General features: G+C 59.3%; 15 protein-coding genes. 6 read left to right on the forward strand and 9 right to left on the reverse strand.

From position 1 onward, the window contains the following. Positions 1-100 precede the first annotated feature (100 nt). From ACR0MV_RS16825 to ACR0MV_RS16835, 3 genes are all read left to right on the forward strand, one after another. Positions 101-415: a hypothetical protein gene (locus tag ACR0MV_RS16825; protein ID WP_170426377.1), complete on the forward strand. Its 315-nt coding sequence runs from the start codon at positions 101-103 to the stop codon at positions 413-415. A gap of 103 nt (positions 416-518) precedes the next feature. Then, entirely contained in the window at positions 519-1,907 is a 1,389-nt protein-coding gene (gene ahcY / locus ACR0MV_RS16830) for an adenosylhomocysteinase (RefSeq protein ID WP_480702937.1), read from the forward strand. A gap of 170 nt (positions 1,908-2,077) precedes the next feature. Further along, entirely contained in the window at positions 2,078-2,419 is a 342-nt protein-coding gene (locus tag ACR0MV_RS16835) for a DUF2853 family protein (protein WP_170426381.1), read from the forward strand. A 212-nt stretch (positions 2,420-2,631) separates the two neighbouring features. Here the strand turns inward: ACR0MV_RS16835 and ACR0MV_RS16840 are convergent, their stop codons facing one another. Genes ACR0MV_RS16840 through tsaD form a run of 4 tightly spaced genes read right to left on the reverse strand, consistent with a single transcriptional unit; the run spans position 2,632 to position 5,381 of the window. Further along, complete coding sequence (locus tag ACR0MV_RS16840) at positions 2,632-3,054, reverse strand: EVE domain-containing protein (protein WP_170426383.1); 423 nt, start codon at positions 3,052-3,054, stop codon at positions 2,632-2,634. Beyond that, positions 3,054-3,323, reverse strand: coding sequence for a YciI family protein (locus ACR0MV_RS16845; protein WP_480702938.1), 270 nt, complete (start codon positions 3,321-3,323; stop codon positions 3,054-3,056). The genes ACR0MV_RS16840 and ACR0MV_RS16845 overlap by 1 nt, the downstream gene beginning before the upstream one ends. A 1-nt stretch (position 3,324) precedes the next feature. After that, positions 3,325-4,287 (reverse strand): NAD(P)H-dependent glycerol-3-phosphate dehydrogenase, encoded by a 963-nt coding sequence (locus ACR0MV_RS16850; RefSeq protein WP_480702939.1) that lies wholly within the window; start codon positions 4,285-4,287, stop codon positions 3,325-3,327. Then, on the reverse strand, positions 4,284-5,381 hold the full coding sequence (tsaD, locus tag ACR0MV_RS16855; protein WP_480702940.1) for a tRNA (adenosine(37)-N6)-threonylcarbamoyltransferase complex transferase subunit TsaD: 1,098 nt from the start codon (positions 5,379-5,381) through the stop codon (positions 4,284-4,286). The genes ACR0MV_RS16850 and tsaD overlap by 4 nt, the downstream gene beginning before the upstream one ends. A 96-nt stretch (positions 5,382-5,477) precedes the next feature. Here tsaD and ACR0MV_RS16860 point away from each other — a divergent pair, with 96 nt between their 5' ends. From ACR0MV_RS16860 to ACR0MV_RS16870, 3 genes are read left to right on the forward strand one after another with little or no spacing between them, the layout of a single operon-like run. Beyond that, positions 5,478-6,191: a uroporphyrinogen-III synthase gene (locus tag ACR0MV_RS16860; protein WP_480702942.1), complete on the forward strand. Its 714-nt coding sequence runs from the start codon at positions 5,478-5,480 to the stop codon at positions 6,189-6,191. Positions 6,192-6,245: 54 nt separating this feature from the next. Then, a complete protein-coding gene (locus tag ACR0MV_RS16865) occupies positions 6,246-7,505 on the forward strand; it encodes a COG4223 family protein (RefSeq protein ID WP_480702943.1) in 1,260 nt (419 codons plus the stop codon). Between the two features lie 10 nt (positions 7,506-7,515). Then, positions 7,516-9,024, forward strand: coding sequence for a heme biosynthesis HemY N-terminal domain-containing protein (locus tag ACR0MV_RS16870; protein ID WP_480702944.1), 1,509 nt, complete (start codon positions 7,516-7,518; stop codon positions 9,022-9,024). 5 nt (positions 9,025-9,029) lie between these two features. On the opposite strand, the gene ACR0MV_RS16875 is transcribed toward ACR0MV_RS16870, so the two are convergent. The 5 genes from ACR0MV_RS16875 to ACR0MV_RS16895 form a co-directional block, all read right to left on the reverse strand. Beyond that, on the reverse strand, positions 9,030-9,809 hold the full coding sequence (locus ACR0MV_RS16875; RefSeq protein ID WP_170426394.1) for a citryl-CoA lyase: 780 nt from the start codon (positions 9,807-9,809) through the stop codon (positions 9,030-9,032). Further along, on the reverse strand, positions 9,806-10,993 hold the full coding sequence (locus ACR0MV_RS16880) for a CaiB/BaiF CoA transferase family protein (RefSeq protein WP_170426395.1): 1,188 nt from the start codon (positions 10,991-10,993) through the stop codon (positions 9,806-9,808). The genes ACR0MV_RS16875 and ACR0MV_RS16880 overlap by 4 nt, the downstream gene beginning before the upstream one ends. After that, positions 10,983-12,494, reverse strand: coding sequence for a tripartite tricarboxylate transporter permease (locus tag ACR0MV_RS16885; protein WP_170426396.1), 1,512 nt, complete (start codon positions 12,492-12,494; stop codon positions 10,983-10,985). Before ACR0MV_RS16885 ends, ACR0MV_RS16880 begins: the two co-directional genes overlap by 11 nt. 1 nt (position 12,495) lies before the next feature. After that, positions 12,496-12,978 carry a tripartite tricarboxylate transporter TctB family protein gene (locus ACR0MV_RS16890; RefSeq protein ID WP_480702946.1) on the reverse strand — a complete coding sequence of 161 codons (483 nt, stop codon included), beginning with the start codon at positions 12,976-12,978 and terminating at the stop codon, positions 12,496-12,498. A gap of 67 nt (positions 12,979-13,045) precedes the next feature. After that, complete coding sequence (locus ACR0MV_RS16895; protein ID WP_170468149.1) at positions 13,046-14,029, reverse strand: Bug family tripartite tricarboxylate transporter substrate binding protein; 984 nt, start codon at positions 14,027-14,029, stop codon at positions 13,046-13,048. Positions 14,030-14,101 lie beyond the last annotated feature (72 nt).

Below are 14,101 nucleotides of genomic sequence, written 5' to 3' on the forward strand. Positions count from 1 at the left end.
TTGAACCTACACGATCTGATCCCGACATTAGGACTGAGGGGGGCATACTCCTTTCAGTTATGCCCTCTCGAAACGAAACACGGATCGAAAGGAGCATGTTATGTTCAAACGTTTGTTCGCAATCGCCCTGACCTTTGGAATGGCCGCCACTGCGCCGCCCGCCTTCGCCAAAAACTGTGCGCAGCGCGATCATGTGATCGCCAAGCTGCAGGACAGCTACTCGGAAGAGTTGGTGTTTGGCGGTTTGCAGAAAACCCGCGGTGCGCAGGCTGTGATGGAGGTTTGGACCTCGAAAAAAACCGGAAGTTATACTGTTCTGGTGACTCAGGCGAACGGCATTAGTTGTATTGTCGCCGTTGGCACAGATTTTTTTGAAGCGATACCAAAGATTGAGCTCAAGGGTGAACCAAGTTGATTTAACCGGACGGTTCACCCGGTTTCCGGCCATTCGCGTTGCCACCTGCCCCAAGGAATGCTAGGGGCTGCCCGGACTGTGATTTACCGGAATGGAGCACCTGATGGCCGGGGACTATATCGTCAAAGACATCTCATTGGCCGGGTTTGGCCGCAAGGAACTGGATATCGCTGAAACCGAGATGCCGGGCCTGATGGCTTTGCGTGCGGAATACGGTGAAAGCAAGCCTTTGACAGGCGCGCGGATCGTGGGTTCGTTGCACATGACTATCCAGACTGCCGTATTGATCGAGACACTGGTCGCACTGGGTGCGGATGTGCGCTGGGCGTCGTGCAACATCTTCTCGACCCAGGATCACGCGGCTGCCGCGATTGCCGAAGCCGGTATTCCGGTCTTCGCGATCAAAGGCCAGACACTGGAAGAGCACTGGGATTACCTCGATAAATCGTTCCTGTTCGAAGAAGGCCCGAACATGATCCTGGACGATGGCGGCGATGCAACGCTGTACATCCTACTGGGTGCGCGCGCTGAGGCAGGCGAGGACATCATCCCCGTGCCGTCTTCGGAAGAAGAAGAGGTGATCAAGAAGCAGATCGCCAAGCGTATGGCAGCAAGCCCGGGCTGGTTCACCAAGATGCGCGATCAGATTCAAGGCGTGTCCGAAGAAACCACCACCGGCGTCAACCGCCTGTATCAGCTGGTCAAAGACGGTCACCTGCCGTTTCCGGCGATTAATGTGAACGACTCAGTCACCAAGTCGAAATTCGACAACAAATACGGCTGTAAGGAATCGCTGGTTGACGGTATCCGCCGCGCCACCGACACGATGATGGCCGGTAAGGTTGCTGTTGTTTGCGGATACGGTGACGTGGGCAAAGGCTCGGCCGCGTCGCTGCGCGGTGCTGGTGCCCGTGTGAAAGTGACCGAAGTTGACCCGATCTGCGCGCTGCAGGCCGCAATGGACGGGTTCGAAGTTACCCTGCTGGAGGACGAGGTCGCCAGCGCGGATATCTTCATCACCACCACGGGCAACAAGGACGTGATCCGCATCGAGCATATGCGCGAGATGAAGGACATGGCCATCGTTGGTAACATCGGTCACTTCGACAACGAAATTCAGGTGGCCAGCCTAAAAAACCACAAGTGGACCAACATCAAGGAACAGGTGGACATGATCGAGATGCCTTCGGGCAACCGCATCATCCTGCTGTCCGAGGGCCGTTTGTTGAACCTCGGCAACGCCACCGGGCACCCGTCCTTCGTGATGTCGGCGTCGTTCACCAACCAGGTTCTGGCGCAGATCGAGCTGTTCACCAAGGGTGACCAGTACAATAACGAAGTCTACATCCTGCCCAAGCATCTGGATGAGAAGGTTGCCCGCCTGCATCTGGATCGAATAGGCGTCAAGCTGACCCAGATGGACAACGAGCAGGCTGCTTATATCGGTGTGAAGCCTGAAGGCCCGTATAAGCCCGAACACTACCGTTACTGATCCCAGATAGGGACGGAACAGAAACGGCGGCCCTTTGGGTCGCCGTTTTTCGTTTCTACGTTGGGTTACGGGGAATGCTGCAAATTTTTCCCTTTGTGCAATTTGGTGTGCCCGTTACCGTATCGTCGGCGCCAGAGTGGCCAGAAATGATTTTCAATCGGGAGTTAACCATGGGAAAGCGCGACGAACTGATCGCAAAGTATGCCGAGGATCTGAAATCCAAATGCGGTATGGATGCAGATATGGACTTGCTGACCAAAGTCACGATCGGCTGCGGACCGGCCATCTATGACGCGGACGCATCGACCGTCGCGGCCAGCCAGGAAGGTGAGCTGGAAACGGTGAAAAACAACTTTCTCATCAAAAAGCTTGGCCTGGCGGATGGTCCTGAGCTGATGGAAGGCATCAACAAGGTTCTGGAAACCTATGGCATGTCCGAGCGCAACAAATACCGCGCCGTTGTTTACTACATGCTGACCAAGCATTTCGGCAAAGAGTCGGTCTACGGCTAAGCCCGTCAAACTCACTTGTCGCGCCCGTCAGACCTCTGGCGGGCGTATTCAATTTTAGGTACTTGCCGTTTGAACTGTGCCGGTAGGATCGGTTAGTTTCAGAAAGCGACCAGGACGGTCAGAGCCATAATTTCCATACGCGTGTGGTGAGTAGGGAGCACGCGGGGGTAGGGAAGGTTCTGCATACGTCAGGGCCTTCCCTTTTTTCGCAGTCAGTCCGCTTGAGTTTCTCCCAGCGCACAGATCACCCGCCATTCTGCTTCAGTAACGGGTTGAACGGACAGCCGTGAGTTTTTCACCAAGACCATCTCAGCCAGACGTTCATCCGCTTTGATCTGGTCCAGCGTGACATGGGATCCAAAGGGACGCACAGCTTTGATATCCACGCATTCCCATCGCTCATCATCTGTGGTGCTGTCGGGATGCGCCTCGGCGCAAACCTCGACAATGCCGACGATCGCCTTGTCTTTTTGCGAATGGTAAAAGAACCCCCGGTCGCCTAACCCCATCTGACGCATGAAATTGCGCGCCTGATAGTTGCGCACGCCGTCCCACTCTTCGCCTGCATCCCCTTTGGCAACCTGTTGGTCCCAGCTCCAGGTCGATGGCTCGGATTTGAACAGCCAGTACGCCATCAGCCTATGACCTTCTTCCACGCGATCAGGTCAACCGACTGGAACAGGCCCACTTTTGCGTAGGGATCGTTATCCGCCCAGTTTTGTGCGGCGGCCATGTCTTCGACTTCGAGAATGATCAATGATCCGATCATCGCGTCTCCGTCCAGCAGTGGACCGGCCTGCGCGACGACGCCGGTTTCCTCGATATACGCCAGGTGGGCTGCGCGATTATCCAGCCGGGTCTGCAGCGCGCCGTCCTTGTCACGGGCGATAAGGGCGATCAGCATGTTATTCCTCCTTCAGGGGTCGGTTGAGCAGGGTTTGAATGGCCTGCGTGACGCTATAAGCGCCGTGGCTCAGGTCGGCCACCGTGGTACTGATGGGCATGTCCCGCCCTTCGGCGGCGGCGATGTCTGTCATGGCGCGTGCAGTGGCAACGCCCTCGACGGTTGTTTCTGAGTCAAACGTCTTTTTCTGACCCAAAGACAGGCCAAAACGATAGTTGCGCGACAGTTCAGACGAACAGGTCAGAACGAGATCCCCAAGGCCTGACAGTCCCATCAGAGTGTCCGGCTGCGCGCCGCGCATCAGGGCAAAGCGCTGCATCTCGGCAAACCCGCGCGTCATTAGGGCGGCGCGGGCGCTGTCGCCTAGACCGGCCCCGATGGCAGCGCCGCATCCAATGGCCATGACGTTCTTTAACGCGCCCCCAAGCTCGGCACCGATCACGTCTGTGGTTCGGTAAAGGCGCAGATTTGCGGTGGTCAGTTCATTCTGCAGCTTTGTTCCCAGCGCATCATCGGCGCAGGCCAGGGTCAGCGCCGTAGGAAGCCCCCGCGCGATGTCGTCGGCAAAACTGGGGCCTGTCAGCAGGGCAGGGTGGGCGTCCGGGATCACTTGCCTTATCACCGAAATAGGCCCCAGCCCTGATGACAGCTCGATCCCTTTGCAGCAAGCCACCAGAGTTTTTTCGGCCAGTGCCTCGGCGTGTTCAGTCAAAGCGCCGCTTAGCTTCTGCATTGGCACGGACACAAGCAGGACATCAGCATTTGCGGCCTGATCGATGTCCGACGTCACCGTGATTCCGGCAGGTAAGGTTACGCCGGGCAGGCGCTGGGCATTCTCGCGCGCCTGCTGCATCTTCCGTGCCTGTTCCGCGTCCCGAGACCACAGCGTCACCGGCCCGTTCCCAGCCAGAGAAATGGCCAAGCTTGTGCCGAAAGCGCCAGATCCCAGGACGGAAACACTCATGCCTTAGCGCCCTTCTTTCCGCTGCCCAGCATGGCGGGGCTGGTTTTATCCAGCGGCCAGCGTGGACGTGCAGTCAGGTCCAATCCGTCACGCGCACCTGCGCGAAAGCGTTCCATCCCGGCATAGGCGATCATCGCGGCGTTGTCGGTGCATAAAGCCAATGGCGGGGCGGTGAACCGGGCACCTTTTTCAGCGCAAACAGTCTCTAACGCGGCACGAATTGCCGAGTTGGCCGCCACCCCTCCGGCAACGGCGATAACCGGCTCGGCGGGATTTTCTTCCAGATAGCGGTCGACGGCGCGGCGGGTTTTCTCGGCCAGTGTGTCGACAATCGCTTGTTGGAACCCTGCACAAAGATCGGCGCGGTCCTGACGGGTCAGACCGCCTTTTTCTGCGACGATCTGGTCCCGCATCCGCATCAAAGCTGTCTTTAACCCTGAGAATGATAGATCGCACCCCGGTCGATCCAGAAGCGGCCGGGGAAAGCGGAACCGCTTGGAATCACCTGCCCGCGCCTCGACCTCGACCGACGGGCCGCCGGGTTGGGGCAGGCCCAGCAGTCGCGCAGTCTTATCGAAGGCTTCGCCAGGCGCGTCATCGATGGTGCCGCCCAGGCGGGTGAATTGTTCGGGTCCATGCGCGATCAGGTATTGGCAATGCCCGCCCGAGACCAACAGCATCAGGTAGGGAAACGCGATGCCATCCGTCAGGCGAGGCGTCAGGGCGTGACCGGCCAGGTGGTTCACGCCGATCAAGGGCAGGCCGGTCGCGGCGCTCAGGCCCTTGGCGCACATGACGCCGGACATGACTCCGCCAATCAGACCTGGACCCGCGGTGACGGCGATTGCGTCCATGTCGGAAAGGGACAGACCAGCAGCCTCCAGCGCCTGTATGACACAGGTGTCCAGCTTCTCTGCATGTGCCCGCGCGGCGATTTCGGGCACGACACCGCCAAATGCGCTGTGCAGCTCGGTCTGGCCGTGAACGACCGACGACAAAATCTCGGCCCCTGCACCGTCGGACTGGCGCACGACCGCGGCGGCCGTGTCATCACAGCTGCTTTCCAATCCAAGTACGGTAAGTGTTTGCACCATAGGCCTGATCCGTTGCATCATGACACCCAAGCGGGGTATCACCCTGCGCGGACGCAAACAATCCCAAGGCCGAAGGCCCCGCTATTGTATTTGTTGATGACCCGCCCTCGCGCCGCCTCTGAGAGGTTCGTCGCGCAACTGCCGACCCGCGTCAGGTCACGGGTTGAGGTCATATATTCCCCCATTCTGGACATTCGTCCTGTCCGGGTCACGGTTCAAACCGACGGCATTCGGGGGTTGATCTTTACCTCAGCCAACTCTGTCAATGCAGCAGCCTCGCTTGGGGTTTCGCGCGAGTTGCCCGCCTATTGCGTCGGTCCGGCAACCACCGGAACCGCAAAGGGCGCGGGATGGGACGCCGTGATGGTGGGCCAAACCGCCGAAGAACTGGTGGCCTATTTGCTGAAACACAGGCCCGAAAGCCCTTTGATGCATCTGCGCGGTGAACATACCCGCGGCAATGTCGCTGGCCGTCTGACCGAATCAGGTCTGACGGTTCATGAGCAGGTCGTTTACCAGCAGCGTCTGTTACCGCTGACATCCGAAGCTACTGCCGTTGTTGTCGGCGACAGGCCCGTAATCGCGCCCTTGTTTTCACCGCGCACGGCGCGACAATTTGCCGAAATCTGGACCGGCCCGGCACCCTTGTGGTTGGCCGCAATCAGCGAAGCGACCGCCGAGCCCCTTTATTCTTTGGACTATCAGCGCCTGAAGATTGCCAAAGAGCCGACGCCAAAGAAAATGCGGAAAGCCGTTAAAAAGCTTGTGAAACACGTGATGCGGGTTGAGGGTATAGAGACCACTGATTAACTTAGAGTGGCCTGTTATTCATATGAAATTGGATTCGATAAGGGGAACATCGCGGTGGCTCGTAAGAAAAAAACCGATCAAAAGCCGGTGGAAGACCCCAAGTCGGACGAAGCGGTTGAATTCACTTCGCAGCGTGAAGGAACCTCTGTTGACGCGGACGAGCCGGTAGAAGAACCCCTTTCCGAAGCCGAAGCCGAAGCCGAAGCCGAAGCCGAAGCCGAAGCCGAAGCCGAAGCCGAAGCCGAAGCCGAAGCCGAAGCCGAAGCCGAAGCCGAAGCGAGCGTTGAGGAGCCGGTTCAGGAAGAACCTGCGGCCCAGACGGAAGAAGCACCTCAGCAAGAGCCGCAAAAAGAAGAAAGCCGCGGTAGTTTCGTACCCGCTTTGCTTGGCGGTGCTCTGGCGGCAGGGATCGGATTTGTGGCAGGCAGCGCGGGATTGTTCGGATCGTCCGATTCAGATGCGCTCACGGCGCTTGAGGCGAAGCTGAACGATCAATCTAGCCAGATTGAGGCGCTGACGAAATCCCTGTCCGATACGTCGGATGTTGACGGAAAACTCGCGGCTCTGACCGATCAGGTCACACCGCTGGGCGACGAGTTGAGTAGCTTGAAAACCAGCCTCGATGGGCTGACAGGTAAGATTGATCCTCTGGCCAGTCGTTTGACCGCACTGGAAAGCGGGGCGTTGACTCAGGGTGCCTCGCCCGAGGTTTCGGCTGCGTTTGAAGCCGAATTGAAGAAGTTGCAGGATTCTCTGGCGGCGCAGCGCGCCGAAGTGGAAAAAATGGTTGCGGATGCGCAAGCGCTCGAAGCGAAAGCCTCGGCCGAAGCGCAGGCCGCGGCGAACGCGGCCACCCTGTCCCGTTTGACCGGACAGTTGGATGCCGGACGGCCCTATTCTGATCTGGTTGCCGAGCTGCAAGCAGGCGGTGTTGACGTGCCCGACGCGCTGTCTGGCCCGGCGGATAAGGGTGTTGCGACCCTGGCGGCGTTGCGCAGTTCCTTCTCGCCTGCGGCGCGGACAGCGCTGGCGGATGCGCGCGATGCAAATAAGACCACCGGGTTGGTGGCCTTCCTGCAGCGGCAGACTGGTGCACGTTCAGTCACGCCGCAAGAGGGGGACAATCCGGATGCGATCCTGTCGCGAGCCGAGGCCGCCCTGTCCAGTGGCGATGTCGCAACCGCTCTGACCGAATTGAAATCCCTGCCCGAAGCGGCGCAGGCAGCGATGGCTGATTGGGAGCAGGCCGCACAGACGCGGGTGTCCGCGGTGGATGCGGCCAATGCGCTTCAGCCTAGCGTGAACTCGAACTGAAGGACCTGCCATGCTGTGGTCACTGTTTAAGATTTTAGTCTTTGTTGCGATTATTGGCCTGTTGGCTGTAGGCGCTGGGCTGCTGATGGAAACCAGCGGTGGGGTTCAGATCACGGCTGGTGGAACAGAATATACACTTGGGCCGCTGCAGTCGGTGATCGCGCTGGGCATTCTTGTTTTTGCCATCTGGGTGTTCTTCAAGCTGCTGACCCTTTTGATCGCGACGTTGAAATTCCTCAACGGGGATGAGACCGCCCTGTCGCGGTACTTCGACCGCAGCCGTGAACAGCGCGGGTATCAGGCTCTGTCTGATGGGCTGATGGCGCTGGCCTCCGGCGAAGGGCGCGTGGCGCTGAACAAGGCCACCAAGGCAGAACGGCTATTGAACAAGCCCGAGCTCACTAACCTGCTGGTCGCGCAGGCGGCCGAGATGAACGGCGATACGAAAAAGGCGTCGGACACGTATAAGAAGCTGGTGACGAATAACGCGACCCGCTTTGTTGGTGTGCGCGGCATCATGAAACAGAAGCTGGCCGAAGGTGATGATGACACCGCGCGCAAACTGGCTGAGAAAGCTTTGGCCATTAAGCCGCGCCATCAGGAAACGCAGGACATTCTGCTGGGCCTTCAGACCAAGGCGCAGGATTGGGCGGGCGCGCGCTCGACCCTGACTGCCAAGCTGAAATCGGGCCACCTTCCGCGCGACGTGTTCAAACGCCGCGACGCCGTCCTGGCCCTGTCTGAGGCTAAAGGAATTCTGGATGAGGATGCCACAGTCGAGCAACAGGAGCGCGCGATTGAAGCGAACCGTCTGTCGCCTGATCTGGTGCCCGCAGCAGCGATGGCCGCTCGGGCCTATATCGAAAAGGGCAAGCCGCGTTCTGCAACGAAGATCCTGAAAAAGGCTTGGGAGGTGCAGCCGCACCCGGATCTGGCCCATGCGTTTGCCGAGATTGTACCGGATGAAACACCTGATCAACGGATCAAACGCTTTGCCGCGCTGACCCGTATTCATCCTGAAAACATGGAAACCCGTCTTATTCTGGCCGAGTTGAACATCGTCGCCGAAGACTTCCCCGAAGCGCGGCGTGCACTGGGCGATGTGGTCGAAAAGAACGCGGATGCGCGCGGCTATACCCTGATGGCTGCGATCGAACGGGGCGAGGGCGCCTCGGACGCGGTGGTGCAGGGTTGGCTGGCCAAGGCGCTGAACGCGCCGCGCGGGCCGCAATGGGTTTGCGACAATTGCCACGACATTCAGCCCGAGTGGGCTCCGGTCTGTCAGAACTGCGGCAGCTTTGACACGCTCAGCTGGCAGACACCGCAGACACCCGAAATCGCCTCTGCGACAGGTGTTCACATGCTGCCTCTGATTGTGGGCGCGCTACAGGACAAGAGCGAAGCGGATGCTGAGGTCGAAGTGGATGAGGCCGAGGAACCCGCCGAACCGGATGTCATCGAAATGGATGCCGAACCCGTCCGCCCGGATGTGGAACCTGAGGTCGAGAAACAAGCCTGACGAACTTAGTCCTCTGACGAGGGTTCAACGTAAGTCCAACGATACTTGGGCGGGGTTGGGCCCTTATTGCGCCCGCCTTGCTGTGTCTGCTCCCACGCATGCGCAAGTATGCCCACGGAACGCGACAGGCAGAACAGACCGCGCGCAAGGGGCGGTTCAAACCCAAGCTCTGCGTAGATCACTGCGGTAGCTCCGTCGATATTCATCGGAACGGGTTTACCTTTGCGCCGCGCGAGTTCGGCTTCGATATCCAGCGCGATTTGCCTGAAGCGCCCATCGCACGCGCCATTCTCAACGGCCTCGGACACCAGCGCCATCAACCGCGGGGCGCGCGGGTCGGTTGGCGTGTGAAACCTGTGGCCAAAGCCGGGCAGGATTTTTCCGCGTTCTGCGATCCAGTCATCCAGCGCCGTGCCCATTTCGCCCGGATGCGTTTCAACGAAGTGATAGAGCTCAACCGCTTGTTCGCCTGCTCCGCCGTGAATGTCCCCCAGCATGTTCACGGCGCTGGCCATCGCGTTGTTTAATGGCAACCCGCATGTCACCGCCATCCGAGCCGTCGCGATGGACGGTGCCTGCGGTCCATGATCCACCGCTGCAACCAAGGCCGCTTCGAACAGATGGGCTTGCGCGGGTGAGGGCCGATCGCCACGGACCAGAAACCAAATCATCTCCGCAAAGCTCAGATTGCCGATCAGGTCTTGGATGGGTTCGCCGCGCAATGCGATGCGACCGGGTTCCATGTCGATGATGGATGTGCGCCACCAGTCGGAAACGTCGCTCATATCACGCCTTCCTTTGCCAATTCGGCGATCTCGTCGGTGGTCAGGCCGAGTTCCGACCAGATTGCCGCGTTATCCGCGCCCAGTTTGGGCGGCGGGGTCTGCGGCATGTTTCTTTGTCCGTCCATCATCACCGGGCTACCGGCCAGTTGCATATCCTCGCCATGGACCGGCAACGTGCCAACCAATCCGCGCCCGGCCAGTTGTTCGTCCGCCAAAGCCTCGGGAACCGTTTGAACCTGCCCGGTTGGCACACCCAGGCCGTTCAATTCAGCAACCCATTCGTTCGCCGGGCGCGATTTCAAGGATTTCTCCAACTCGCCCCTCAGCGCGTGACGGTTTCGTTTACGATCCTCGCGCGTTGCGTAATCCGGGTTATCTAGCAACTCCTCTCGGTCAAGGTGCCGGGCAAGGGCCTGCCATTGCTCATCCCGATTGGCGGCGATGTTGATCGGACTGTCGGATGTGGCGAATGTGCCAGAGGGGGCTGAGGTCGTGTTCTCGTTGCCATGTGCGCCTGGCATCACGCCTCCGACGAGGTAGTTGGAGACGACCCACCCCATGGTCGAGATCACGGCCTCGGACATGGCGATATCCAGAAATGCGCCGCGGGGGTTTGCGTTCAACGCGGCGCTCACCGCGAAGGCGGCGGTTAGCCCGCCAACGGTGTCGGCCAGCGGGTAGCCGACACGATAAGGCGCAGTGTCCGGTGCGCCGGTGATCGACATGACGCCACTGATCCCTTGCACAATCTGGTCATAGGCCGGGTCATCCCGACGTGGACCGTCCTGCCCAAAGCCGCTGATTGCGCAGTAGATCAATGCGGGGTTTTCGGCGCGCAGAACCTCATATCCCAATCCCAGCCGGTCCATGACGCCGGGCCGGAAGTTTTCGACCAGAACATCCGCCGTTTTCACCAATTGTTTCAGCAGAGCCTTACCCCGGCTGGATTTCATATCCAGCGTGATCGACTTCTTCTGAGCGTTCTGCGCCAGAAAACTGACCCCCATACCGGCCTTGTTCCGGTCGGGATCAGCGCCAAGCACGCGGGCCAGATCCCCGCTGCCGGGGCGTTCGACCTTGATCACCTCGGCCCCCATAAGGGCCAGTTGGTAACAACAATACGGGCCTGCCAGCACGTTTGTCAGATCAAGAACCCGAACGCCCCTGAGCGGTTCAGTCGCCATCGGCCACACCAGCGGCCCGCGCCCGCGCCCGACGTGCGCGGTAGCTGGGCAGCAGCACCAGCAGGACAGCAATTGTCAGCAGGCCCAGAGTCATGGGACGTTGCCAGATGAAGGAGATGCCGTCATAGAGCTGCATCGAGCGGGCAAAGTTATCCTCCATCATACCGCCGAGGATGAATCCGATCAGCAAGGGGGCTAGAGGATAGTCTGCGAACTTCAATGCTGTTGCGCAGACACCAAAACCCACAAGGATCAGCAACTCCGTCGCGTTGTTCTGCCCGATATAGGCCCCCATCAGGGTGAAGAACAAAATGAACGGGATCAGGTAGTTGCGCGGAACGGCCAGCACTTTGGCGATGTAGGGGATCAGCGGCAGGTTCAGGATCAGCAGCACCAGATTGCCGATGAACATCGACATGATCACCGCCCAGAAGATCTGAGGCTCGTCAATCATAAGTCGGGGACCGGGTGTCACGTTCAGCGCAATCAGGGCACCCAGCAAGATCGCCGTCGTCCCGGACCCGGGAATACCCAGCGTCAGCAAAGGAACAAACGACCCGGTACAGGCCGCGTTGTTTGCAGACTCCGGTGCCGCAAGACCTTTGATCGAGCCCTTGCCGAACTGTTCCTGCTCTTCCTTAGGGGCAATGTTCCGTTCGACCGCGTAGCCAAGGAAGCTTGCGATGGTCGCACCCGCACCAGGCAGGACGCCGATAAAGAAGCCCTGCACGGATTGGCGACCGATGACCGGAGCGATTGCCTTGGCCTCGTCCTTGGTCACGCGCAGGTCTTTGATTTCTCCGTCGTCGCCTTTCAGGTCTTTGGGCTTCAGAACCAGGAACAGGGCTTCAGGCAGGGCGAACATCGCCATGGCCAAAGTAATGAAGCCAAACCCGGATTGCAGGTCCATGATGCCCATTGTGAAGCGCGGCAGGTTGAACAACGCACCTTCACCGACCGTCGCCATGATCAGCCCAAGGGTGGTCATGATGATGGCTTTCGCCACTTGCCCCGATCCGGCAAAGGCGGCGATGGCCGAAAGACCGACCACCATCAGGGCGAAGTATTCGGCGGAGTGGAACAAGAGCGCGACGGATGACAAAGCCGGTGCAAAGATCATCAGCAACACGGCGCCCAGCGTACCGCCTGCGAAACTGGCGATCGCGGCGATGGTCAGCGCCTTGCCTGCCTTGCCTTGTCGGGCCATCGGATAGCCGTCAAAGCTCGAGGCCACGGTACCCGCGACCCCCGGCGCGTTCAGCAAGATGGATGAGGTCGATCCGCCAAAGATCGCACCATAGTAGACACCGGCCAACAGGATCAGCGCGGCAGATGGATCGCCCATCGAAATCGCGACCGGGATCATGATCGCGATGATCGACATCGGGCCCAGCCCCGGCAGCATACCGATGAACGTGCCGATCAGGCAGCCAGCGATGACCATCAGAAGGTTTTGAATTGAGAATGCCGTTTGCAGGCCGATCAGAAGTCCTTCAAGCATGTCAGCCTCCGAACAGGCCCGGCAGCGGGCGCATGTAAATTCCAAGAACTTCCTGAACCAGATACCAGACGGCTCCGGTCGCGATGAACGCCACCGGCAGCATGATGTGCCACTTGCGTTCACCAAGGGTGAAGGATCCGAGGATCAGGAATGAGGAGGTCGCGATCAAAAAGCCTACAGGGCGCAGACACAGGGCGTAGACGACCATCAGAACCAGAAGCGAGATCGCCTGACCTAGATGATATTCACCCAACCGCCGATAATCGATGTCGGCCTCTTTGACTTCGCTCTTTTCGAAGCCGAGCAGGATGATTGTGCAGGCCACCACACCCAGAACCGACAGCACTTTGGGGAATGTGCTGGGCCAGATCGGGTTTCTCTGCATGAAAGGAGGAAGACTTCCATCCATCGTGAACCAGGCGGCGTACCCGTATGTCAGGCAAACACCCAGTAAAACAAGCGCGATCCAGCGATCCAGCGCCATAGCGTCCCCTCCCTTTTTTCACTTATTGGGGACGGCAGAGCGACCAAACGCTCTGCCGTAGATTGCTTTAGAGGAAGCCCAGCTTCTTCATCAGGTCGCTGATCTGCTGTTCCTGATCTTCCAGGAATGCTTCGAAATCAGAACCCGAGTTGTGGATGTTGACCCAACCGTTGCGGGCGCGAACTTCTTCCCACTCTGGCGTGTCGTACATCTTGGTGATGGCTTCCTGATAGGCGACCAGCTTGTCCTCGGGCAGGCCGGGGGCTGCAAAGAACCCGCGCCAGTTCACGAAGGTGGTGTCGATGCCCTGCTCTTTCATGGTCTGTGCATCAGGCGCGGCGTCTACGCGTTCTTCAGCGGTCACACCGATGATTTTGACCTCACCCGCATTGGCCAGATCGACGGCTTCCGAGAAACCGGTCGACAGGGCGGCGATCTCACCCGACAGCAAGGCTGCCATGGCTTTACCGCCCGCGTCATACGGAATGTATTTCACGCCCAGCGCGTCCTTGCCGGCCGCCTCCATGACCATCGCTGCAACCAGGTGATCCATGCCGCCCGGAACCGAGCCGCCGCCAATCGCGGTGGCACCCGGATCAGCATCATAGGCGGCCAGCAGATCGGCCATCGAGTTGATGGGGCTGTCTTTGCCTACAACGATTGCGGCGTAGTCGCCGATTGTTCCCGATACCAGTGTCAGGTCGCGGAAGTTATGCGGGAATACACCGGTCAGCGAGCGGATCACGATGGGGGTCGAGTTGACCATCAGCGTTCCGTGGTTGCTGTCGGCGTTTTCGATCAGGTAACCGATGGCCTTACCGCCGCCGCCGCCCGACATGTTCTCGTAGGATGCGGTTCCAACAAGGCCTGCGTTGGTCAGCGCTTCGCCGGTGCCGCGCGCGGTACCGTCCCAGCCACCGCCAGCACCGCCGGGGATCAGAAAGTGGATGCTGTCAACGACCTTGTGGCCGTCAGCTGCAGCAGGCCCAACCAGACCGATTGCGGCAACAGCTGCGATCAGGGCCCGACGGCCCAGTTTGAAAGTTGTCATTATGTCCTCCCATTTGACAACAGGCCGCTCAGCGGCACAGATTATCCCGCAACTAAACACGCCAACCTGACA

The organism is Ruegeria sp. BC3 (assembly GCF_056539265.1).

Coding starts and splice junctions, on each gene's coding strand:
- ahcY (WP_480702937.1), top strand. CDS start 519: ATGGCCGGGGACTATATCGTCAAAGACATCTCATTGGCCGGGTTTGGC.
- ACR0MV_RS16885 (WP_170426396.1), bottom strand. CDS start 12,494: ATGCTTGAAGGACTTCTGATCGGCCTGCAAACGGCATTCTCAATTCAA.
- ACR0MV_RS16875 (WP_170426394.1), bottom strand. CDS start 9,809: ATGAGCGACGTTTCCGACTGGTGGCGCACATCCATCATCGACATGGAA.
- ACR0MV_RS16880 (WP_170426395.1), bottom strand. CDS start 10,993: ATGGCGACTGAACCGCTCAGGGGCGTTCGGGTTCTTGATCTGACAAAC.
- ACR0MV_RS16845 (WP_480702938.1), bottom strand. CDS start 3,323: ATGCTGATCGCCCTTATCGCCCGTGACAAGGACGGCGCGCTGCAGACC.
- ACR0MV_RS16860 (WP_480702942.1), top strand. CDS start 5,478: ATGACCCGCCCTCGCGCCGCCTCTGAGAGGTTCGTCGCGCAACTGCCG.
- ACR0MV_RS16850 (WP_480702939.1), bottom strand. CDS start 4,287: ATGAGTGTTTCCGTCCTGGGATCTGGCGCTTTCGGCACAAGCTTGGCC.
- ACR0MV_RS16835 (WP_170426381.1), top strand. CDS start 2,078: ATGGGAAAGCGCGACGAACTGATCGCAAAGTATGCCGAGGATCTGAAA.
- tsaD (WP_480702940.1), bottom strand. CDS start 5,381: ATGGTGCAAACACTTACCGTACTTGGATTGGAAAGCAGCTGTGATGAC.
- ACR0MV_RS16840 (WP_170426383.1), bottom strand. CDS start 3,054: ATGGCGTACTGGCTGTTCAAATCCGAGCCATCGACCTGGAGCTGGGAC.
- ACR0MV_RS16890 (WP_480702946.1), bottom strand. CDS start 12,978: ATGGCGCTGGATCGCTGGATCGCGCTTGTTTTACTGGGTGTTTGCCTG.
- ACR0MV_RS16870 (WP_480702944.1), top strand. CDS start 7,516: ATGCTGTGGTCACTGTTTAAGATTTTAGTCTTTGTTGCGATTATTGGC.
- ACR0MV_RS16895 (WP_170468149.1), bottom strand. CDS start 14,029: ATGACAACTTTCAAACTGGGCCGTCGGGCCCTGATCGCAGCTGTTGCC.
- ACR0MV_RS16825 (WP_170426377.1), top strand. CDS start 101: ATGTTCAAACGTTTGTTCGCAATCGCCCTGACCTTTGGAATGGCCGCC.